The organism is Streptomyces sp. NPDC029151 (assembly GCF_055564315.1).
Window position 1 is genome coordinate 169,844 of sequence record NZ_JBVHWQ010000009.1, and the last position, 20,063, is coordinate 189,906.

At 74.2% G+C, this 20,063-nt stretch carries 19 protein-coding genes, 2 tRNA genes and 1 pseudogene; 11 read left to right on the top strand and 11 right to left on the bottom strand.

Annotated elements, in window-relative coordinates; all coding sequences use genetic code 11:
- Positions 1-44: 44 nt before the first annotated feature.
- Positions 45-902, top strand: a complete 858-nt coding sequence (locus ACZ4VF_RS29835) for a fumarylacetoacetate hydrolase family protein (RefSeq protein ID WP_467929845.1) — start codon at positions 45-47, stop codon at positions 900-902.
- A 66-nt stretch (positions 903-968) separates the two neighbouring features.
- Here ACZ4VF_RS29835 and ACZ4VF_RS29840 read toward each other — a convergent pair whose 3' ends face one another.
- From ACZ4VF_RS29840 to ACZ4VF_RS29850, 3 genes are all read right to left on the bottom strand, one after another.
- The gene (locus ACZ4VF_RS29840; RefSeq protein ID WP_467929846.1) at positions 969-1,835 is read right to left on the bottom strand and encodes an LLM class F420-dependent oxidoreductase; all 867 of its coding nucleotides are present in this window, start codon (positions 1,833-1,835) and stop codon (positions 969-971) included.
- Between the two features lie 91 nt (positions 1,836-1,926).
- The gene (locus ACZ4VF_RS29845) at positions 1,927-2,430 is read right to left on the bottom strand and encodes a heme-degrading domain-containing protein (RefSeq protein WP_467929847.1); all 504 of its coding nucleotides are present in this window, start codon (positions 2,428-2,430) and stop codon (positions 1,927-1,929) included.
- A complete protein-coding gene (locus tag ACZ4VF_RS29850; RefSeq protein WP_467929848.1) occupies positions 2,430-3,503 on the bottom strand; it encodes a Gfo/Idh/MocA family protein in 1,074 nt (357 codons plus the stop codon). The genes ACZ4VF_RS29845 and ACZ4VF_RS29850 overlap by 1 nt, the downstream gene beginning before the upstream one ends.
- 48 nt (positions 3,504-3,551) lie before the next feature.
- On the opposite strand from ACZ4VF_RS29850, the gene ACZ4VF_RS29855 reads away from it, so the two are divergent.
- The 5 genes from ACZ4VF_RS29855 to ACZ4VF_RS29875 all read left to right on the top strand — a co-directional run bounded on the left by ACZ4VF_RS29855 (position 3,552) and on the right by ACZ4VF_RS29875 (position 9,185).
- Positions 3,552-4,787: an ROK family transcriptional regulator gene (locus ACZ4VF_RS29855; protein ID WP_467929850.1), complete on the top strand. Its 1,236-nt coding sequence runs from the start codon at positions 3,552-3,554 to the stop codon at positions 4,785-4,787.
- A gap of 143 nt (positions 4,788-4,930) precedes the next feature.
- Positions 4,931-5,908 (top strand): hypothetical protein, encoded by a 978-nt coding sequence (locus ACZ4VF_RS29860; protein ID WP_467929851.1) that lies wholly within the window; start codon positions 4,931-4,933, stop codon positions 5,906-5,908.
- Positions 5,909-7,049: 1,141 nt separating this feature from the next.
- Positions 7,050-7,829, top strand: a complete 780-nt coding sequence (locus ACZ4VF_RS29865; RefSeq protein ID WP_467929852.1) for an HAD-IIA family hydrolase — start codon at positions 7,050-7,052, stop codon at positions 7,827-7,829.
- A gap of 110 nt (positions 7,830-7,939) precedes the next feature.
- Entirely contained in the window at positions 7,940-8,509 is a 570-nt protein-coding gene (locus tag ACZ4VF_RS29870) for a hypothetical protein (protein WP_467929853.1), read from the top strand.
- Positions 8,510-8,516: 7 nt separating this feature from the next.
- Positions 8,517-9,185 (top strand): class F sortase, encoded by a 669-nt coding sequence (locus ACZ4VF_RS29875; protein WP_467929855.1) that lies wholly within the window; start codon positions 8,517-8,519, stop codon positions 9,183-9,185.
- 24 nt (positions 9,186-9,209) lie between these two features.
- Here the strand turns inward: ACZ4VF_RS29875 and ACZ4VF_RS29880 are convergent, their stop codons facing one another.
- Both ACZ4VF_RS29880 and ACZ4VF_RS29885 read right to left on the bottom strand, forming a co-directional pair.
- On the bottom strand, positions 9,210-9,899 hold the full coding sequence (locus tag ACZ4VF_RS29880) for a FadR/GntR family transcriptional regulator (protein ID WP_467929856.1): 690 nt from the start codon (positions 9,897-9,899) through the stop codon (positions 9,210-9,212).
- Between the two features lie 89 nt (positions 9,900-9,988).
- Positions 9,989-10,062 (bottom strand) — tRNA-Lys (locus tag ACZ4VF_RS29885).
- Between the two features lie 196 nt (positions 10,063-10,258).
- Here ACZ4VF_RS29885 and ACZ4VF_RS29890 point away from each other — a divergent pair.
- From ACZ4VF_RS29890 to ACZ4VF_RS29910, 5 genes and pseudogenes are all read left to right on the top strand, one after another.
- Positions 10,259-11,545, top strand: a complete 1,287-nt coding sequence (locus ACZ4VF_RS29890) for a peptidoglycan-binding protein (protein ID WP_467929857.1) — start codon at positions 10,259-10,261, stop codon at positions 11,543-11,545.
- A 70-nt stretch (positions 11,546-11,615) separates the two neighbouring features.
- Positions 11,616-12,752, top strand: a complete 1,137-nt coding sequence (locus ACZ4VF_RS29895; RefSeq protein WP_467929858.1) for an SPFH domain-containing protein — start codon at positions 11,616-11,618, stop codon at positions 12,750-12,752.
- A gap of 123 nt (positions 12,753-12,875) precedes the next feature.
- Complete coding sequence (locus ACZ4VF_RS29900) at positions 12,876-13,481, top strand: lytic polysaccharide monooxygenase auxiliary activity family 9 protein (protein ID WP_467929860.1); 606 nt, start codon at positions 12,876-12,878, stop codon at positions 13,479-13,481.
- Positions 13,482-13,599: 118 nt separating this feature from the next.
- Positions 13,600-14,064: a DUF3592 domain-containing protein gene (locus ACZ4VF_RS29905; RefSeq protein ID WP_467929861.1), complete on the top strand. Its 465-nt coding sequence runs from the start codon at positions 13,600-13,602 to the stop codon at positions 14,062-14,064.
- A 40-nt stretch (positions 14,065-14,104) separates the two neighbouring features.
- A pseudogene (locus ACZ4VF_RS29910) lies at positions 14,105-15,756 on the top strand (AMP-binding protein).
- Here the strand turns inward: ACZ4VF_RS29910 and ACZ4VF_RS29915 are convergent.
- The 6 genes from ACZ4VF_RS29915 to ehuB form a co-directional block, all read right to left on the bottom strand.
- A tRNA-Lys gene (locus ACZ4VF_RS29915) sits at positions 15,722-15,795 on the bottom strand. The pseudogene ACZ4VF_RS29910 and the gene ACZ4VF_RS29915 sit on opposite strands and share 35 nt — an antisense overlap.
- A 93-nt stretch (positions 15,796-15,888) precedes the next feature.
- Positions 15,889-16,641, bottom strand: coding sequence for an IclR family transcriptional regulator (locus ACZ4VF_RS29920; protein WP_467929862.1), 753 nt, complete (start codon positions 16,639-16,641; stop codon positions 15,889-15,891).
- Between the two features lie 195 nt (positions 16,642-16,836).
- Positions 16,837-17,619 carry an ectoine/hydroxyectoine ABC transporter ATP-binding protein EhuA gene (gene ehuA / locus ACZ4VF_RS29925; protein WP_467929864.1) on the bottom strand — a complete coding sequence of 261 codons (783 nt, stop codon included), beginning with the start codon at positions 17,617-17,619 and terminating at the stop codon, positions 16,837-16,839.
- Positions 17,609-18,259: an ectoine/hydroxyectoine ABC transporter permease subunit EhuD gene (gene ehuD / locus ACZ4VF_RS29930; protein WP_467929865.1), complete on the bottom strand. Its 651-nt coding sequence runs from the start codon at positions 18,257-18,259 to the stop codon at positions 17,609-17,611. Before ehuD ends, ehuA begins: the two co-directional genes overlap by 11 nt.
- The gene (ehuC, locus tag ACZ4VF_RS29935; protein ID WP_467929866.1) at positions 18,256-18,903 is read right to left on the bottom strand and encodes an ectoine/hydroxyectoine ABC transporter permease subunit EhuC; all 648 of its coding nucleotides are present in this window, start codon (positions 18,901-18,903) and stop codon (positions 18,256-18,258) included. The genes ehuD and ehuC overlap by 4 nt, the downstream gene beginning before the upstream one ends.
- Positions 18,900-19,817: an ectoine/hydroxyectoine ABC transporter substrate-binding protein EhuB gene (ehuB, locus tag ACZ4VF_RS29940; protein WP_467929867.1), complete on the bottom strand. Its 918-nt coding sequence runs from the start codon at positions 19,815-19,817 to the stop codon at positions 18,900-18,902. Before ehuB ends, ehuC begins: the two co-directional genes overlap by 4 nt.
- Between the last annotated feature and the right edge of the window lie 246 nt (positions 19,818-20,063).

A 20,063-nucleotide genomic window follows, 5' to 3' on the forward strand; every position in this document is an offset into this window, starting at 1 on the left:
TGCACCCATCGGTCGGGCGCCCGCGATCGAGGGAGATTGTGACCATGAAGCTGCTGCGAGTCGGTACGGCGGGGGCGGAGCGCCCCGCGCTGCTCGACGCCGGGGGAACCCTCAGGGACCTGTCGGGCCTCGTGGCCGACATCGACGGCGCGCTCCTCGCCGACGACACCGCGCTGGACCGGGTGCGGGCGGCGGCCGAGACCGGTGAGCTGCCCGCGCTGGACGCGGCCGGCCTGCGGATCGGCCCCCCGCTCGGCCGGATCGGCAAGGTCGTGTGCATCGGGCTCAACTACCACGACCACGCCCGCGAGACAGGCGTCGAGCCGCCGCCCGAGCCGGTGGTCTTCCTCAAGGCGCCGGACACGGTCGTCGGGCCGAACGACACCGTGCTGGTGCCGCGCGGCTCGGCCAAGACCGACTGGGAGGTCGAACTCGCGGTCGTCATCGGCCGTACGGCCCGCTACCTGGACTCCGCCGAGGAGGGCCTCGCGCACGTCGCCGGGTACGCGGTGGCGCACGACGTCTCCGAGCGGGAGTTCCAGATCGAGCGCGGCGGGACGTGGGACAAGGGAAAGAACTGCGAGACGTTCAACCCGCTGGGCCCGTGGCTGGTGACGGCCGACGAGGTACCGGACCCGCAGCGGCTGTCGCTGAAGCTGTGGGTGAACGGGGAGCTGAAGCAGGACGGCACGACGGCCGAACAGATCTTCCCCGTGGGCGAGGTCGTGCGGTACCTCAGCCGGTTCATGACGCTGTACCCCGGGGATGTCGTCAACACGGGGACGCCGGCGGGGGTGGCCATGGGGCAGCCCGAGCCGAAACCGTACCTGCGGGGCGGGGACGTGGTGGAGCTGGAGATCGCGGGACTCGGCCGTCAGCGGCAGGAGCTCAAGGACGCCTGACGGGCCGGGGCCGCGCGGGCGCCGTGGGCGCTCGCGCGGTTCCCCGCGCCCCTCGGTCCGGTCCGCTCACGCCAGCAGGGAAGCCAGCCGGCGCCACTCCTCCCTCGGGAGGGCGTCGTCCGTGGCCGCCGTCACGACCTGGAGGGCCACGTGGTCGGCGCCCGCCTCGTGGAAGGCGGTGATGCGCTCGCGGATCCGGGTCTCGTCGCCCCAGGCGAAGACCGCGTCGACGAGCTGGTCGCTGCCGCCGTCGGCGAGGTCGGTCTCGGCGAAGCCGAGGCGGAGGAAGTTGTCGGTGTAGTTGGGGAGTCGCAGGTAGCGGGCCAGATAGGCGCGGGCCGTCTCCCGGGCGCGGGCCGGGTCGGTCTCCAGGATCACCTTGAACTCGGGGGCCAGCAGGGGCTTCTCGCCGAGGGTCTCGCGGGCCCGGGCGGTGTGCTCGGGCGTGACCAGGTAGGGGATCGCGCCGGCCGCGCGGTCGCCGGCCAGGCCCAGCATCCTGGGGCCCAGCGCGGCGAGTACGCGGCGGTCGGCCGGGACGCCCGCCTCGTCCAGGTCGTCGAGGTAGCCGGCCATCGCCGTGTACGGGCGGCGGTAGCCCCGCACCAGCGGCCCGTGGCTCACACCGAGGCCCAGCGCGAAGCGGCCGGGGTGGGCCGTCTCCACGGCGAGGAAACCGGCCGCCGTGGTGGCGGCGTCCTGCTGCCAGATGCTCTGGATGCTGGTGCCGACGACGAGGGTCCGCGTCGCCCCGATGAGCGGGACCGCGTGGTCCACGGTGGTGCTGCCGCCCAGCCAGACGGCGCCGTACCCGAGTTCCTCCAGTTCGGCGGCGGCCTCGGTGAGTTCACCGTGCCGGCCCGGGTCGTCCGAGCGCAGCTCGTGGCTCCAGATGCCGTGGCGGCCGACGGTCTCCTTCAGCGAAGCGGTCATCGCGGTGGTCCCTCCGGTGGATGGGTGCGTGATCATCACGTCCTCAGCCACGGCCAACCGGAGGGCGCCCCGGCTGATTCCCGCCGCCGGCTCAGCCCGCCGAACGGTCCAGGAACCTCTCCAGCGCCTCGGCCACCAACCGGTGGTCCTGGAGCTGGGGCAGACCGGAGACCGTCACCGCGCCGATCACACCCGCGCCCTCGACCGTGATCGGGAAGGATCCGCCGTGGGCCGCGTAGGTGTCCGGGTCGAGACGGGAGGACTCCTCGAAGGTCGTGCCCTTGGCGCGGAAGCGGGCCCCGACCAGGTAGGAGGGGGCGCCGTAGCGTTCCACCACCCGTCGCTTGCGGGCGATCCAGGCGTCGTTGTCCGGCGTCGAGCCCGGCAGGGCGGCGTGGAAGAGCTGCTGGCCGGCGCGGTGGATGTCGATGGCGACCGGCGCCTGGCGCTCCCGGGCCAGCTCCACCAGCAGGGAGCCGAGGGCCCAGGCGTCCTCGTGGGTGAACCGCTCGAAGACCAGACGGCGTTGCTGCGCCTCCAGCTCCTCGACGGACGGGACCGGTTCGGACGTGGTCCGGGGCGTTTCCTGGGGCATCAGAGGGTCACCGTCACCTTGTCGCGGGCGGACCTGCGGGCCGCTTCCAGTACGTCGAGCGCGGCGGCCGCCTCCAGGGCGGTCACCGGGTTGGGGCCGGTACCGCGCAGGGCGTCGGCGACGGCCGCGTAGTAGGCCGGGTAGTCACCGGGGAGGGTCGGTACCGGGGTGCCGCCGCCGGTCAGCGGGGACTCGCCGGAGCCGATACGACCCCACAGGGACTCGTCCTCGGCGCCCCAGTCGGCGACGGAGCCGGGGCGGCTGCCCTCGCGCAGGGCCGCTTCCTGCGGATCCAGGCCGTACTTGACGTAACCCGCGCGGGAGCCCAGCACCCGGAAGCGGGGGCCGAGCTGGGCGGCGGTCGCCGAGACGTGGAGGTGGGAGCGGACGCCGCTCGCGTGCGTGAGCGCGATGAAGGTGTCGTCGTCGGCCTCGGCGCCGGGGCGGCGGATGTCCGACTCCGCGTAGACCTCGGTGGCCGGGCCGAAGAGGACCAGGGCCTGGTCGACGACGTGACTGCCGAGGTCGTAGAGCAGACCTCCGATCTCTGCCGGGTCCCCGGACTCCCGCCAGCCGCCCTTGGGCCGGGGGCGCCAGCGCTCGAAGCGGGACTCGAAGCGCCAGGCGTCGCCGAGCTCGCCGTCCGCGAGGAGCCTGCGGAGGGTCAGGAAGTCGTTGTCCCAGCGGCGGTTCTGGAAGACCGAGAGGAGCAGGCCGCGCTCCTCGGCGAGGGCGGCGAGCGTGCGGGCCTCGGCCGCGGTGCCGGCGACCGGCTTGTCCACGACCACCGGCAGACCGGCCTCGAGGGCGGCCGTGGCCAGCGGGACGTGCGTCTTGTTCGGGGAGGCGACGACGACCAGGTCCAGCGCGTCCGCGCGGTCGAACAGCTCTTCCGCGGTGGCGGCGAGCGTCACGTCCGGGAACTCGGCGCGGGCCTGCTGCTGCCGTTCCGGGCGGGAGGTGACCACGGTGTCCAGGGCGAGGCCCTCGGTGGCGGCGATCAGCGGGGCGTGGAAGACGGAGCCGGCGAGGCCGTAGCCGATCAGGCCGACGCGGAGGGGGGTAGCAGTCATGACTCCCACTTTGGCAACGCTGTTGCGAAAGTGCAAGCGGCGAGGAGAATGGGGGCTGTGAAGAGGGTGAACGCGGCGGCGACCGGGCCGGGACCGAGAAGCGGGGCGTCCGCGGGGGCGAACCTCGGGGTGCTGCGCAGCCACAACACCGCGCTGGTGCTGGGGCTGCTGCGGGACGCCGGGGCGGAGGGCATCAGCCGGCTCGAACTCGCCGAGGGCACCGGGCTGACCCCCCAGGCCGTCAGCAAGATCACGGCGAGGCTGCGGGAGCAGGGGCTGGCCGCGGAGGCCGGACGGCGGGCGTCGACCGGGGGCAAGCCGCGGACCGTGCTCCGGCTGGTGCCGGAGGCGGGGCACGCGGTCGGGGTCCATCTGGACCGCGACCGGCTGCGGGTGGTGCTCGTGGACCTGGACGGGGCCGTGGTGGCGGAGCGGTGTGCGGAGCTGGACCTGGGGGCCGGGGCGGAGGCCGTGCTGGGGGCGGTGTCCGCGGCGGTGCGGGAAGTGGCCACGGGCTCGGCCGGGGGCGGCGGTTCCCCGGGCGGCGGTTCCCCGGCTGTCGGAGGGGAGGACCCTGCCGCCGCCGGCGCGGGGCTCGGCGGGATCGGGACGCTGGTGGGGGTGGGGGTCGCGCTGCCCGGGCCGTTGGACCACGCGCGGGGGGTGCTGCACCGGGTCACCGGTTTCCCCGAGTGGGACGGCTTTCCGCTGCGGGACGCGCTCGCGGAACGGCTGGGGGTGCCGGTGGTGGTGGACAAGGACACCAACGCGGCGGCGCTCGGGCTGGCGGTCTGCGGGGAGACGGGCGGCGCGGGGAGGTCCTTCGCCTACCTCCATCTCGGTACCGGGCTCGGAGCCGGACTGGTGATCGGCGGGAGCGTGCACCGGGGGGCGCGGACCGGGGCGGGTGAGTTCGGGCACCAGGTGGTCCAGCTGGACGGACCGCTGTGCGAGTGCGGGAACCGGGGGTGCGTGGAGGTGCTCTGCCTCGCGGCGGTGGCGCGGGAGGACGTGGGCGAGGCGGCGCGGGTGCTGGGGGTCGCGGCCGGGAACCTCGTCGGGCTGCTCGACATCGACGTGGTGCTGCTCGGAGGGCGCACCGTGGCCGGGGCGCCCGAGGCGTACGTGCGGGGAGTGGCCGACGTGCTGGGGGCGCGGGCGCGGCGGGAGGGGACGCGCGGGGGTGCGGTGCCGGTACGGGTCGCTCCGCGGGGGGAGCGGGTGGTGGCCGAGGGGGCCGCGCAGTTGCTGCTGGCGCCGCTGTTCGGGCGGGGGGATGCGTGACGGAGCCTGTGTCGGGGCCTGTCGGGGCGGGAGGAATGGGTGCCGGGCGTCGGCCCCACCCGTTCCGCTGATCGAGGGGACTTCGGTCCCGCCCCGGAGCGGTGCCGCTCCTCACCCACGCCGACCGGCATGGTTATGTGTTCATGCGACCGCGCACGTCCCTGTTCCTCCGCCGCACCGCATCCGTCACCGCGGCTCTCACCGCCGCGACCGTCGCCGTCCCCCCGGCGGCCCTCGCCGCCACGACGCCGCCCCCCTCCTGCGTCGGCGGTGACGCGCGGGCCTTCCCGCTGGCCACCCGGATCCACGGCGGCCCCGGCTCCTACGAGGCCGGCGGCGGATACGGCACCTGGTACATCGACCTCACCAACACCACCCGCCGGACCTGCGCCGGCATCCACCCGGTCGTGGTGCTCGTCGACGACACCCGCGCGCTGCGGCCGGACCAGCCCCGCCTGGACTTCTACGACGGCGTCCGCAACCGCCCGGTGGCCTTCGAGAGCACCGACGAGCAGGAGCTGGTCGGCGTGCTGGACGGCGCCGGTTTCGGCGGGTTCACCGTGCCGCCCGGACGCACGGTGAGCGTCCGCGTCCGGTTGGCGCTCCCCTCCGACGCCGCGGCCGACCAGGTCACCGCCAACGCGGCCGTCGTGCAGCGGCGGGGCGCGGACGGGGACTGGGTCGGCGAGTCCAACGCCTACCGCTTCTCGATCGGCGAGGAGGGCGAGGAGGGCACACGGGAGGCGGCGCAGGAGGACGAGGACGCCCAGGAGACCGGGGACCTGCCGGCCACCCCGCCCAGCAGCACACCGTCCACCGACTCCGCCGGCACGGACGGCACCGCGGACACCGCCGGAACCGACGGCACCTCCGTCACGGACGTCTCGCAGGACACGGACGACCTCGACGATCCGGACGGCCCCTACGACCCGGACGACCCGGACGGTTCCCACGACCCCGACGACCCCGACGACCCGGACACCTCCCTGACCCTCGCCCGCGAGGCACGCGAGCTGGCCCGCACCGGCCCCGGCGCCCTCGCCCACGGCCTCCTCGCGGCCCTCGCCGCCCTCGGCTGCGTAGGCATCGGCGCCTGCCTCCTCGCCCGCAACCGCCGCTGACCACCGAACCGGCGGCACCCGCGACCGCCTCACCCGGAACCGACGGCGCCCGCACCGCTCGCCCGGAGGCCGGCCGTTCAGCGGCCCGGGTCTCCCGGTTGGCGGTCCTCGGAGGGTTCGTCCGGAACCGGCGGTCGTTCAGCGGCGGGGTTTTTCGGTTGGCGGTTCTGGGAGGGTTCGCCCGGAACCGGCGGTCGTTCAGCGGTCGGGTCTCCCGGTTGGCGGTTCTCGGAGGGTTCGCCAGGATCCGGCGGCCCCTCAACGGCCGGGTCTCCCGGCTGCCGGGTCCCGAACGGTTCGCCCGGAACCGCCGGCCCCTCAGCGGCCGGGTCTCCCGGTTGGCGGGCCGCGGACGGTTCGCCCGGAACCGGCGGTTTCTCAGCGGCCGGGTCTCCCGGTTGGCGGTTCTGGGAGGGTTCGCCCGGAACCGGCGGTCGTTCAGCGGCCGGGTCTCCCGGTTGGCGGTCCTCGGACGGCTCGCCAGGATCTGGCGGCCCCTCAACGGCCGGGCCTCCCGGCTGCCGGGCCCCGAACCGTTCGCCCGGAACCGCCGGCCCCTCAGCGGTCGGGTCTCCCCGCTGCCGGCCCCCGAACGGCTCGCCCGGAACCGGCGGCCCCTCAACGGCCGGGCCTCCCGGCTGCCGGGTCCCGAACGGTTCGCCCGGAACCGGCGGTTTCTCAGCGGCCGGGTCTCCCGGCTGCCGGGTCCCGAACGGTTCGACCGGAACCGCCGGTCCCTCAGCGGTCGGGTCTCCCCGCTGCCGGCCCCCGAACGGCTCGCCCGGAACCGGCGGCCCCTCAGCGGTCGGGTCTCCCCGCTGCCGGTCCTCGAACCGCTCGCCCGAACCTGCGCAGCCCCCGCGAGACGCGGCAGCGCGTCGCCGAGGCGCGGGAGCCGGCCGGCGCGACCGGGTAAGCGCGACGGGGACGACATCGGGGAGCGGGGAGACCTCACGCCGTACGCCGGGGGGCTGGAAGGCCGCCACCGGCGCCTGGCCGGCAGCTGACCCGCGGCTGTCAGGCGGCGGCGGATGATCGGCGGGGTCGGGAACGGCCGGTCCTGACTAGGCTGGGGGCGTCGGTACGCCGTGGTTCCGGCGCCCCCGCTCCCCGACCGTACGTACGCCAGGAGACGCACAGCATGGCAGACCGCAAGCCCATCGAGTCGTGGCTCACCGACATGGACGGCGTCCTGATCCACGAGGGCGTCCCGATCCCCGGCGCCGAGGCCTTCCTGAAGAAGCTGCGCGAGTCGGGCCGGCCCTTCCTGGTCCTCACCAACAACTCCATCTACACCGCCCGCGACCTGCACGCCCGGCTGCGCCGGATGGGTCTGGACGTACCGGTGGAGAACATCTGGACCTCGGCGCTGGCCACCGCGCAGTTCCTGGACGACCAGCGGCCCGGCGGCACCGCCTACGTCATCGGCGAGGCGGGCCTGACCACCGCGCTGCACGACATCGGCTACATCCTCACCGACCACGACCCCGACTTCGTGATCCTCGGCGAGACCCGCACCTACTCCTTCGAGGCCCTGACCAAGGCCGTCCGGCTCATCAACGACGGCGCCCGGTTCATCGCCACCAACCCCGACAACGTCGGCCCGTCCACCGAGGGCGACCTGCCCGCCACCGGCTCGGTCGCCGCCCTGATCACCGCCGCGACCGGCAGGAAGCCGTACTTCGTCGGCAAGCCCAACCCGCTGATGATGCGGGCCGGGCTGAACGCGATCGGCGCCCACTCCGAGACCTCCGCGATGATCGGCGACCGCATGGACACCGACGTCCTCGCGGGCCTGGAGGCGGGGATGCGCACCTTCCTGGTGCTCAGCGGCGTGACCCAGCCGAAGGACGTCGACCGCTACCCCTTCCGCCCCTCCCAGGTGGTCGACTCCATCGCGGACCTGGTCGACCTGGTCTGAGCAGGCGGTACCGCCGAAACCCGGCATCACCCGTTCGGAGCAACAAGGCGCCTCCCGAGGATGCGGAGGCCCCTGGGGCGGGGGAGCCTCCAGATAACTGGAGGTTCACGATGGGCTCACTACGCCTCACTCTCTGCACCGGACTCCTCGCCGTCGCCGCCGGCGTCGCGGCCGCCCCGGCCGCCCGCGCGGCGGACGGCGGCGCCGTCACCGTGACCCCCGCCACCCCGGCGCCGGGCGACGACGTCACCCTGCGGATCAGCGGCTGCGCCGGCGAGCAGGGCACCGCCGCCTCGGCCGCCTTCGTCGCCGACGCCCAGCTGACCGGCGCCCAGGGCGGGCTCACCGGCGAGACCCGGGTCCGCTCCGCCCTCGCCCCCGGCGCGTACACGGTGAAGATCAGCTGCGCCGGTTCCGTGCGCACCGGCAGCATCACCGTCACGGAGGCGGGCGGCGCCGGCCGCCCGGCAGAGCCCATGGAACCGCCCGCCGCGGCCGCCGCGGCCGCCTCGCCCGTCGCCCCGGTCTCCGCGGGCGGCGGCGGCACCGCGCACTTCGCCACCGTGGCCACCAGCGGCTCCGGCCCCGACACCGGGCAGGCGATGACCGGCCTCGCACTCGCCGGTGTCGCCGCGGTCGCCGTCGGGCTGCGCGCCCGCCGGAGCCGCGAGCCCCGCTGAGCCCGCCATGTCCGACGAGGGGCACACCACCGGCACCGGACGGCTGCTCACCGTCCTGACCTGGGCGCTGCTGCTGTGCGGCCTGTGGCTGTGGGGGCGCGGGGTGTCCGGCACGCCGGAGGGCACGGACGACCCGGCCACCGACGCCGTCCTCGCCGTCGGCAGGGACGCCGGCCCCCTGCGGCTGCCGAGCCCGGCGAGACCCCTGGCGGGATCGGTGCCCCAGCGCGTCGACATCCCCCGGCTGGGCGTCCAGGCCCCGGTGGTGGCCCGCGGTCTGGACGCCCGTGGCGCGCCCGACCCGCCGCCCTACGACCAGCCGGGCGTGGTCGGCTGGTACGGCGCCGGCCCCGCACCGGGTGCCGCCGGGCCGGCCCTGCTGGTGGGGCATGTCGACACCGAGACCCGGCCCGCCGTCTTCCACCGGCTCGGCACGGTCAGGCCCGGGGAGAGGGTCCGGGTCTTCCGCGCGGACGGCAAGGTCGCCGAGTTCACCGTCGACGACGTCCGTGTGCTGCCCCGCGACGGCTTCGACGCCCGGCAGGCCTACGGCCCCCGCCGGCCCGGCCGCGCCGAGCTGCGCCTGATCACCTGCGGCGGCTCCTTCGACCGCGCCGGCCGCAGCTACACGGCGAACGTCGTGGTCTCCGCGTACCTCACCGGGACGCGCGGCTGAGGGTCCCGCGAGGCGGGCGGAGGCTCACCGGTGGGGCACGGCGGCCGGGGACAGCCGGCTGCGCAGGTTGCCGAAGTGGTCCCGTATGGCCCGCTCGGCGCGCAGGGAGTCACCGGAGCGCACCGCGTCCAGGATCTCCCGGTGCTGGCGGCAGGTGAGCCGCGGATCCTGCGCCACCTCCACCAGGTCCCGCTGCACCCGGTGGAAGGCCTCCCAGAACGCCTCCAGCACCTCGCCGAGCAGCACGTTGTCCAGGCCCCGGTAGAGGGTGGCGTGAAAGGCGCGGTCGGTCCCGGCGAGCCCGGTGCCCTCGGCGGCCTCCCGTTCCATGCGCTCCACGAGCGCCTCCAGCTCCACCAGGTCCGCCTCCGGCAGCCGCCCGGCCAGCCGCGACACCAGCCCGGTCTCGACGGCCTCGCGCAGCTCCAGCAACTGGAGCAGGGAGTCCTCGCCGCGGTAGTGGCCGGCGACGGTCCGGAAGGCGAGCCCCTCGATCATCGGCGCGAACGACATCGAGCCCACGTACGTCCCGAACCCGTGCCGGATCTCCACGATGCCCATCGCCTGGAGCGCCTTCAGGGCCTCCCGCACCGAGTTCCGGCTCGCCCCCAGGAGCCTCATCAGCTCCGGCTCGGTGGGCAGCGGCGCGCCCGAGGGCAGCCGCTGGTCCACGATCAGCTTCTTGATCCGCTCCTGAAGGTCCCGGGCTGCCATGGCGAGAGGGTATCCGGCCATTCGGGCGGAAGGGATAGAGCGGAGGCATGCGAAAGGCCCCCCGCTTCCGCGAGGGGCCTTCCGGTCGGTGCGCCGCCAGGGACTCGAACCCCGGACCCGCTGATTAAGAGTCAGCTGCTCTAACCAACTGAGCTAGCGGCGCCTGCTGACAGGGAAAACTCTACCCGACCCCGGAGGGTGCTCCCGACCACCGGGGGGCGGCGCGGGAGGGCCGCGGAGGCGCGAGGGGGGCGGCGTACATCATTCGGACCGTCAAAATGCGCGTTCTGTGCACAGTTGGGAAACTGATCAACGTGCACACTCGCGGACAAAACACCCCCGAATGTGAGGCAGATCGCATGACCGCTCCCGTGTTCGAGGACGTCGACCCGGCGAGCGACTGCGACTGCCCAGGCTGTGTCCACGGACGGCGGTCCGCCTCCCGCCCGCTGCCCGGCCGCGGCCGGGCGGCCGCCCGGGGCGTGGTGGTCGTGGCCGCCGCGTCCGCCGCCCTCGCCCCCGTCCCCCCGGCCGCCGCCCTCGCCCCCGGCCACTCCCCGCACCGCCAGGCGGTGCCCGGCGACGGCGAACCCGACACCCCGCAGGGCGCCAAGGCCCCCCTGCACGGCCCGGCGGGCCGCCCCGGCGGTTCCGCCACCGACCCGATCCCCGCCACCACCCGCACCCAGATCATCAACCGGGCCAAGACCTGGGTCGCCGCGCAGGTGCCGTACAGCATGTACGCCTTCTGGTCCGACGGCTACCGGCAGGACTGCTCCGGCTACGTCTCCATGGCCTGGGGCCTGCCGAACAACGAATGGACCGGCAGCCTCGGCCAGTTCGGAGTGAAGATCACCAAGGAGGAGCTGCAGCCCGGCGACATCCTGCTGTACCACAACCCCGACAACCCCGAGAAGGGCTCCCACGTCGTGATCTTCGGCGGCTGGACGGACCACACGCACACCTACTACACGGCCTACGAACAGACGCCCCCGCACACCCGCCGCCAGGCCACCCCGTACCCCTACTGGAGCAACGCCGGCAAATACGTCCCGTACCGCTACAAGGGCGTGACCAAGGCCGCGGCCGCCGCGCAGCCGGCGGCCGGCGGGAAGGCGGTGGAGGCCTACCCGGGCGCGGCCTCCTTCGGCCCCGGCGCCGACAACCCCTACGTCACCCTGCTCGGAGAGATGCTGATCGCCAGAGGCGCGCGCGGCTACTACGGCACGGGTCCGGGCCCGGTCTGGGGCGAGGCCGACCGGCGTGCCACCCGGGCGTTCCAGCTGGCGCAGGGGTGGACGGGCGCGGACGCCGACGGGATCCCCGGCCGGCGCACCTGGCGGCTGCTGAGCACGGGCCAGGGCAAGGACGTCGGACCCGGCGCCGGCGCACCCGCGTCGCACGGGGTGCCCGGCTATCCCGGCCGGCAGTACTTCCGCCCGGGCGCGACCAACGACCACATCACGCGCCTGGGCGCGCAGCTGGTGAAGAAGGGGTTCGGCCGGTTCTACGCCCACGGTCCGGGCCCGCACTGGGGCGAGTCGGACCGCAGGGCCGTCGAGGCCTTCCAGCGCGCCCAGGGCTGGCGGGGCGGCGCGGCCGACGGCTACCCGGGCCCGGAGACCTGGCGCCGCCTGTTCGCCTGACCGGTCCGGGCGCAGCCCCCCCCATCCACCCCCTGTTCATGACGCGTCTGGCGCGGAGGCTGGAGCACGCATGAGTACGACCACATCCCACACGCCGCCCGAGTCCGAGGGGCAGTCGGACGGCGCGGGCACCGGGCCCGGCACCCGGCCGGCCCGTCTGATCCACACCGAGGCGACCACCGAGATCCCCGTCCACCTGCTCTTCCGGGACGATCCCGACCCGGTGAAGGTTCCGCTCCGGCCCGCCGTGGTGGCCCGCCGGCAGGGCACCGGTGAACAGCCCCGGCTGGGCCGCCCGGTGCCGGTGCGCCGGCGGCCGCTGCCGGAGGTCGACGCGGGACTGGCGGAACGGCCGGCGCGGGTGCTGCCCGGCGCGGCCGGGGTGCTCGCCGGGGCCTGCGGGGTCACCGGCTGTCTGGCCACCACCTGGTGGGCGGGGCTGCTGCCGCCGCTCGCCGCCGAGGCACTGCGGCTGCCGGCGGTCGCGGGCGCCGGTCCCGGTCCCGCGCAGTGGGCCGCGTACGCCGGGGCCGGGATGCTCGGGGTGCTGGGTTTCGGCGGGCTGGCCCGGGGCCGGACCGGCCGGGCCTGGGTGCTCGGGCTGTTCGGCCGGTACCGGGGCACGGTCCGGCGCACCGGGCTGCTGTGGGTGAACCCGCTCGTGCCGCGCCGCCGGGTCGATGTGCGGCTGCGGCACTGGCGCAGCGAGGCGATGCCGGCGACGGACCCCGACGGGGTGGCGCTGCGGGTGGTGCTGCTGGTGGTGTGGCGGGTGCGGGACACCGCGCGGGCCCTGCTCGGCATCGACGATCACGAGACGTACCTGCGCGAGTGCGTGGAGGCGGCGCTGGCCCGGGTGCCGGTGGAGCACGCGGGCGGGGTGCGGGGCGGGACGACGGCGGCCGGGGACGCGCTGACCCGGCTGGTGGCGCAGGAGACCGCGCCGGTCGGTGTGGAGGTGTTCTCCGTACAGCCGGTCCGGGTGGACTACGCCCCGGAGGTGGCCGCCGCGATGCACCGCCGCCGGATCGCCGCGCTGGACGCCCGGCAACGGGCCAGCATGCTCAGCTCGGTGGTGGACTCGGTGGAGGACACGGTGACCCGGCTGACCATGCGCGGGCTGGTCGAACTGGACGACTACGAGCGCAAGGTGCTGGTCCGCGACCTGACGGTGGCGTTCTGCTCGGGGCGTGCGGAGCCCGTGTAGGGCGGGCCCGGAACCACCCGGCAATTGGTATGGACATGTTCAACAGTCAGCAATAATCTGGGACTTGGTCTAGACCTACGTGCACGGCTCACCGAACTCCCCACGTTCCCCAGGAGCGGCAGTATGCGCACCAAGACCAAGTTGTCCGCGGTCGTGCTGGGCGCGGTGACCGCCGGAGCGTTCGCGCTCTCCACCGGCGGCGCCAGCGGGCACGGCTACACCGACCTCCCCGTCAGCAGGCAGAAGCTCTGTCAGAACGGCACCGTCACGGGCTGCGGCCAGATCCAGTGGGAGCCGCAGAGCGTCGAGGGCCCCAAGGGCTTCCCGGCCGGCGGCCCCGCCGACGGCCAGCTGTGCAACGCGGGCCTGGGCCAGTTCGCCCCGCTCAGCGCGCCGAGGACGCCGTCCGGCGCGGCCTGGCCCACCACCAAGGTGACGGGCGGTCAGTCGTACACCTTCCGCTGGCAGTTCACCGCCATGCACGCCACGACCGACTTCAGGTACTACGTCACCAAGCCGGGCTGGAACCAGAACCACAACCTCTCCCGCTCGGACCTCAACCTCACCCCGTTCCTGACGGTGCCGTACAACGGCCAGCGCCCGCCGGCCACCCTCAGCCACAGCGGTACCCTGCCGACCGGCCTGAGCGGGCACCACGTCATCCTCGCGGTGTGGACGATCGCCGACACGGGCAACGCGTTCTACGCCTGCTCGGACGTCACCTTCTGATCTCCCTTCGGGTACGGCCCGGAAACTGAGGTTCCCTTGAGGCCGGGCGCCCCGCGCGCCGGGTAGGTTCCCGCCACACTGCTCGACCAGGAGCGGCGGACCTGACTCGGGGGGCCCCATGTTCCAGTTGCTCTTCTACGCCGTGCCCGCAGTGATGCTCGCGGGCTTCGCGTACGCCGCGTACCTGCTGGTCCGCCGTGCCCGGCGGATCAGCAGGACGTGGGCGCACGGCCTGACCGCCGAGGCGCGCTGCCTGCGGATGTACACGACGACCAGCGGGGGCGCCGGGGACACCTCCGTGCACACGACCCTGCACCACGTCTACGAGTTCACCACCCGCGACGGCCGCACGGTCCGCTTCGAGGAGGAGGACGGCCCCGCGACCGTCCTGGAGGGCGACTTCGTGACCGTCCGCTACCTCCCGGAGCTTCCCCAGCAGGCCACCGCCCGCCCCCCGGCCCCCGGGAAGCTCGCCGCCGGCACCGGCGTCGGACTGGTCCTCCTCGGTGTGGCGTGCACCTTCTGCGTCGGCTTCATGGCCGTGGCCCACATGATGTTCACCGAGTCGGGCGGGATGCCGTAGGCCTCCCCATTTGACGCATCGTCAGTTACCGTGCCGGGTCATGGAGTCCACGACGGTCGCCGCGCTCGTCGCGGCGCGCTGGGGCGACCACCGGCCGGGGCTGTGGTGCGAGGACCGGGTGCTGACCCACCACGAGACGGCCGCCGGAGCCGCCGCCCGCGCCGCGCTGCTGGCCGACCTCCTCCCGGCCGGTGCCGTACCGCACGTCGGGGTGCTGCTCGACAACACCGAGGAGTTCCCGCTCTGGCTCGGCGCCGCGGCCCTCGCCGGAGCGGCCGTCGCGGGGATCAACCCGACCCGGCGCGGCCCGGAGCTGGCCCGGGACATCCGGCACACCGAGTGCCCGGTCCTGGTCACCGAGAAGGCCCACTTGCCGCTGCTGGCCGGGCTCGACCTGCCCGGGGTACGGCTCCTCGTCACGGACACCCCGGAGTACGGCGCCCTGCTGGCGCCCTACGCCGGCGCCGTGCCCGACCCGGCCCGGGCCGCACCGGCCGACCGGCTGCTGCTGTACTTCACCTCCGGCTCCACCGGCGCCCCCAAGGCCGCGCTCTGCTCCCAGGGGCGACTGGCGGCGGCCGGGCGCGCCCTGGTCCGGCAGTTCGGGGTTCGCGCGGACGACGTGCACTACGTCTGCATGCCGATGTTCCACGGCAACGCCGTGATCGCGGACTGGGCGCCCGCGCTGGCCGCCGGTGCCGGCGTGGCCCTGCGCCGGCGCTTTACGGCCTCCGGTTTCCTGCCCGACGTACGCCGCTACCGCGCGACCTACTTCACCTACGTCGGCCGGGCGATCCAGTACCTCCTCGCCACCGAGCCCCGCCCCGACGACCGGGACCACCCGCTGCGCCTCGGTTTCGGGACGGAGGCGGGCACGGTGGACGCGGCGGCCTTCGAGCGGCGCTTCGGGGTGCGGCTGGTGGAGGGGTACGGCTCCTCGGAGGGCGGCGCGGCGATCCGGTGGGCACCCGGGACCCCGCCGGGCGCGGTGGGTCCGGCCGGGCCCGGCCTGGTGGTGCTGGACCCGGCCACCGGGCGGGAGTGCCCCCCGGCGCTCTTCGACGGTGCCGGGCGGCTGCGCAACGCGGAGGAGGCGATCGGCGAGCTGGTCAACCGGGGCCCCAGCCCCTTCGAGGGCTACTGGCGCAACCCGGCCGCCGAGGCCGAGCGGCGCCGCGCCGGGGCGTACTGGACCGGTGACCTGTTCTACCGGGACACGGCCGGCCATCTGTACTTCGCGGGCCGGACCGACGACCGGATCCGCGTCGACGGGGAGAACCTCGCCGCCGCGGTGATCGAGAACATCGTGGCCCGGTACCCGGGCGCGGACGCCGTCGCCGTGTACGGCGTGCCGGACCCGGTGACCGGGGACCAGGTGATGGCGACGATCGCCGGGACCTTCGACCCGGCGGCCTTCGCCGCGTTCCTGCGGGCCCAGCCGGACCTCGGCACGAAGATGGCACCCCGGTTCGTGCGGGTGGTGGGGCGGATGCCGGTGACCGCGACCCACAAGATCGAGCGGGCCCGGCTGCGGCGGGAGGGGTACGCCTGCGCCGACCCGGTGTGGTGGCGGCCGCCGGGGGAGGAGTCGTACCAACGGCTGACCGCGGAGGACGCCGAAGGGCCCCTCGCTTCCGCGAGGGGCCCTTCGATCACGTGCGCCGCCAGGGACTCGAACCCCGGACCCGCTGATTAAGAGTCAGCTGCTCTAACCAACTGAGCTAGCGGCGCATGACTCCCGCCTGCCTCGGTCTTTTACCTCCGTGGCCGGCGACGAAGAAAATACTACCTGGTCCTGCAGGGTGCTCGTGACCATCGCCAGATCTAGATCGTCAGCGAGAGGACCACCGGGGTCGCGCTCCGGTTCAGGGTCTCCGCGGCCCGCTTCAGCCGGTGCGCGTGCTCCACCGGGAGCGAGACGGCCAGGCAGCCCACCGAGGAGCCCGCGGTGAGCGGTACGGCCGCGCAGACCGTGCCGACCGCGTACTCCTGGAGGTCCAGCACCGGCACCGTCGCCGGCTGCGACTCCAGCCGGGACAGCAGCAGCTTGTCGCTGGTGATGGTCCGCGAGGTGAGGCGGGCCATCTTGTACCGCGAGAGGTGGTCGCGGCGGGCGTTGTGGTCCAGCTGGGTCAGCAGGCTCTTGCCGACGGCGGTGGCGTGGGCGGAGCAGCGGAAGTCCACCCACTCGTTGACCGCCGGGGTGGTCGGCCCGGCGGCGTACTGGGTGACCCGGACCTCGCCGTCGAGGTACCGGCTGAGGTAGACGGCCGCGCCCACCGAGTCGCGCAGCCGGTCCAGGGTGTGCTGGAGCTTGTCCCGCAGGGCCCGCTCCCGGTCGTGCGCCGAGGTGAGCCGGCGCAGGGTGTCGCCGGTGACGTACGCGTCGTCGCCGGCCTGCTCGACGTAGCCCTCGCGGCGCAGCATGCGCAGCAGGGCGGTGAGCCGGTCGGGCCCGAGGCCGGTGCGGCGGGCCAGCTCGGTGTCGGTGGCACCGGCGGGGTGCCGGGCCACGGTCTCCAGCACGCGCAGCGCGTCCTGGGCGGAGTGGTACGGGGCGGTCGGCTCGATCCTCATGTCGGTCCCCCTCGGCCACGACCCGGGTCGGCGGATCGTCACCACGATAGCCGCCAAAGGCTGCACGGCGAGAGGGTGTTGGCGAGATTGCGGCCGTGCGCCCCGGCCCCCAGCTGCGGTGGTGATCCGCTGGCATATGCCAGTGTCATGTCCCAGCGAGCGGACCTCGGTTCTTTCCGCCCCTGCGCCCCTTCCTCACCGGACCGCGCTGATGAACTCCCGGGTCCGTTCCCGCTCCGGGTCGCCGAAGATCTTCTCCGGCGGGCCCGCCTCGATGACCCGGCCCGCGTCGAACATCAGCACCTGGTCGGAGATGTCCCGGGCGAAACCCATCTCGTGGGTCACGCAGAGCATCGTGATGTCGGTGCTGCGCGCGATGTCCCGGAGCAGGTCGAGCACGCCCGCGACCAGCTCCGGGTCGAGCGCGGAGGTCACCTCGTCCAGCAGCAGCACCCGGGGCCGCATCGCCAGCGCCCGGGCGATCGCCACCCGCTGCTGCTGGCCGCCGGAGAGCCGGGTCGGCCTGGCGTCGCACTTGTCGGCCAGGCCCACCAGGTCCAGCAGCTCCCGCGCCCGCGCCTCCGCCTCGTCCTTCGACAGGCCGAGCACCCGCACCGGCGCCTCCGTGAGGTTGCGCAGCACCGACATGTTCGGGAACAGGTTGAACTGCTGGAAGACCATCCCGATCTTCTTGCGGACCTCCCGGACCTGCCGCTCCGGCGCCGGGAACAGCCGCTGCCCGTCGACGGTGATCGTGCCCGCGTCCGGCTTGGCGAGGGTCATCAGCAGTCTGAGGATCGTGGTCTTGCCGGAGCCGGACGGCCCGATCAGGGTGACGTGCCGGCCCGCGTCCACGGACAGGTCGAGACCGTCGAGGACGGTGTTGTCCCCGAACCGCTTGGTCACCCCCTCGATGCGGATCAGCTCGGTCGTCGGGGTGCCGGTCACGGCCGGCTGCTTGCTGGTCTCAACGGACAAGGCGTCGCTCCAGGGTGCGCAGACAAACGGAGGCCAGGTACGAGACGACGACGAAGGCGACCCCGATCACCGTCAGGGGCTCGGTGAACTGGAAGTGCTGCTGGGAGACGAGCCGCGCCCGGCCCAGCATCTCCAGCACGCCGATGGTCATCAGCATCGGCGTGTCCTTCAGCATCGCGATGACGTAGTTGCCGAGCGGCGGCACCACCCGGCGGACCGCCTGCGGCAGGACCACCGCCGTCCAGGTGCGCCGCACCGGCAGGCTGAGCGCGGTCGCGGCCTCCCACTGCCCGGCCGGCACCGCCTCGATACCGGCCCGGTAGACCTGCATCGTGTACGTCGAGTAGTGCAGCCCGAGCCCCAGCACGCCGGTGGTCAGCGGAGACAGGGTCACGCCCGCCTCGGGCAGCACGTAGAACAGGAAGAACAGCTGCACCAGCAGCGGGGTGTCCCGCACGAACTCCGTGAGCACCCCCACCGGCCAGCGCACCCAGCGGGTCGGTGTGCGCATCAGCAGGGTCCACACCAGGCCCAGCGCGAACGAGATCAGCGACCCCAGGGCCAGCGCCTCCAGGGTGACCAGCAGGCCCTTCCAGAAGTACGGCATGAAGTCGGACACGGCTCCCCAGTCCCAGTTCACCGGGCCACCTCCGCCTTCAGCCGGCGCTCCAGCACCCGCATCCCGCGGGTGAGCGCGAACGCGATCACGAAGTAGATCAGCAGCAGGTAGGCGTAGATCGGGCCGCTCTGCTGGAGGGCCAGGCGGACCAGGTTGCCGCTGAAGGCCAGGTCGCCCATGCCCGTGATGGACACCAGCGCGGTGCCCTTGAGCAGCTCGACCAGCAGGTTGGAGAAGGACGGGACCATCTCCGGCACCGCCTGCGGCAGCAGGATCAGCCGCAGCCGCTGCCAGGGCGAGAAGCCGAGCGCGATCCCGCCCTCCCGCTGGGCCGGGTCCACCGCGGCGAGGGCGCCGCGCACGATCTCCGCGCCGTACGCGCCGTAGGTGAGGCCCAGCGCGAGCGTGCCCGCCCACATCGGCACCAGCTGCCAGCCGAAGGCGACCGGCAGCACGAAGAACACCCAGAAGATCATCACCAGCGCCGAGATGCCGCGGAACACCTCGGTGTAGCAGGCCGCGAGGAAGCGGACCAGCCGCGAGCGGTGGGTGCGCGCGGCGCCCACCACGAAGGAGACCGCCACGGCGAGCAGTGCGCTGTACACCAGCAGCTGGAGGGTGATGCCGATCCCCTGGAGGACGAGTTCCCACAGTCCCGTGGTCACGAGCCGCACAGCTCCTTCGCGGTCAGGGTCGTCATCTCGGCCCGGGTGAAGCCGAAGGGCCGGACGATCCGGTACAGCTCCCCGCTGCGGCGCAGCTTGTGCAGCTCGGCGTTGAAGGCGTCCCGCAGCCGGGTCTCGGCCGGCCGGAACGCGAACGCCCCGCCGTCCGCCTTCGGCTTGCCGTCGACGAGCGCGACGAACGGCTTGGTGGACTCGGCCTTGGCGGAGCCCCGCGCGACCAGCCGGGCGGTGACGGCCGTGGCCGCGAACAGGTCGACCCGTCCGGACTCCACCGCGTTCAGCCCGGCGACCTGGTCCGGGACGATGACGAGGTCGCTCTCCTGGTAGCCCGCCTCCACGGCGTGCTGGATCTGCGCGTACCCGGTGCCGGTGGCCACCTTGGCGTGCCGGCGCAGCGCGTCCGCGTAGGTGCGCAGCCCCAGCGGGTTGCCCTTGCGGACGACGAAGGCGTCCGGCATCTGGTAGTCCGGGTCGGCGAAGATCACCTGCTCGCAGCGATCCGGGGTGACGTACATGCCCGCGGCCACCACGTCGAACTGCTGCGACTTCAGCCCGGGTATCAGCGAGCCGAACTCGGTCGGCACCGGCTGCACCCGGTCCACCCCGAGCCGCTTGAAGACCGTCTTCGCCAGCTCGGGCGCCTCCCCGGTGAGTTTCCCGTCCCGGTCGATGTACCCGAACGGAATCTCCCCGGCGATCCCCAGCCGCACGACACCCAGCGCGCGCAGCCGGTCCAGCAGGTCGCCGCCGTCCTTCCCGGACGCCGACGCCACCCGGGTGCAGCCCGCCGCGCCCAGCGCGCCGAACGCGGCGAGACCCGCCAGCACCGAGCGCCGGGTGTGTCTGTGTTCCGGCCGGACCGTGTGTACGTCGTTGCCAAGTGGTGGAGCCATGGCGGCGCGGCTACCCAAGCGCAACCGGGCTATGCACCCCGTTTCTCGTGGCCCGACGACTCGTCACCGTCCCGCCCGGCCGGCGGCATCCGCCCCACACGGCACGCCCGTTCACCCACCGCACGCCTCTGACCTGCACAGCAGCGGGGCAGGGACGGGCCGCCCACCGGCGGCGTCCGCCGCGCCGTGAGCACGCGCGACCGGATCCGCGTCCGCTGCGGTGTCCTCCGTCTCCACGGAACCCCC

Coding starts and splice junctions, on each gene's coding strand:
- ACZ4VF_RS29835 (WP_467929845.1), top strand. CDS start 45: ATGAAGCTGCTGCGAGTCGGTACGGCGGGGGCGGAGCGCCCCGCGCTG.
- ACZ4VF_RS29840 (WP_467929846.1), bottom strand. CDS start 1,835: ATGACCGCTTCGCTGAAGGAGACCGTCGGCCGCCACGGCATCTGGAGC.
- ACZ4VF_RS29845 (WP_467929847.1), bottom strand. CDS start 2,430: ATGCCCCAGGAAACGCCCCGGACCACGTCCGAACCGGTCCCGTCCGTC.
- ACZ4VF_RS29850 (WP_467929848.1), bottom strand. CDS start 3,503: ATGACTGCTACCCCCCTCCGCGTCGGCCTGATCGGCTACGGCCTCGCC.
- ACZ4VF_RS29855 (WP_467929850.1), top strand. CDS start 3,552: ATGGGGGCTGTGAAGAGGGTGAACGCGGCGGCGACCGGGCCGGGACCG.
- ACZ4VF_RS29860 (WP_467929851.1), top strand. CDS start 4,931: ATGCGACCGCGCACGTCCCTGTTCCTCCGCCGCACCGCATCCGTCACC.
- ACZ4VF_RS29865 (WP_467929852.1), top strand. CDS start 7,050: ATGGCAGACCGCAAGCCCATCGAGTCGTGGCTCACCGACATGGACGGC.
- ACZ4VF_RS29870 (WP_467929853.1), top strand. CDS start 7,940: ATGGGCTCACTACGCCTCACTCTCTGCACCGGACTCCTCGCCGTCGCC.
- ACZ4VF_RS29875 (WP_467929855.1), top strand. CDS start 8,517: ATGTCCGACGAGGGGCACACCACCGGCACCGGACGGCTGCTCACCGTC.
- ACZ4VF_RS29880 (WP_467929856.1), bottom strand. CDS start 9,899: ATGGCAGCCCGGGACCTTCAGGAGCGGATCAAGAAGCTGATCGTGGAC.
- ACZ4VF_RS29890 (WP_467929857.1), top strand. CDS start 10,259: ATGACCGCTCCCGTGTTCGAGGACGTCGACCCGGCGAGCGACTGCGAC.
- ACZ4VF_RS29895 (WP_467929858.1), top strand. CDS start 11,616: ATGAGTACGACCACATCCCACACGCCGCCCGAGTCCGAGGGGCAGTCG.
- ACZ4VF_RS29900 (WP_467929860.1), top strand. CDS start 12,876: ATGCGCACCAAGACCAAGTTGTCCGCGGTCGTGCTGGGCGCGGTGACC.
- ACZ4VF_RS29905 (WP_467929861.1), top strand. CDS start 13,600: ATGTTCCAGTTGCTCTTCTACGCCGTGCCCGCAGTGATGCTCGCGGGC.
- ACZ4VF_RS29920 (WP_467929862.1), bottom strand. CDS start 16,641: ATGAGGATCGAGCCGACCGCCCCGTACCACTCCGCCCAGGACGCGCTG.
- ehuB (WP_467929867.1), bottom strand. CDS start 19,817: ATGGCTCCACCACTTGGCAACGACGTACACACGGTCCGGCCGGAACAC.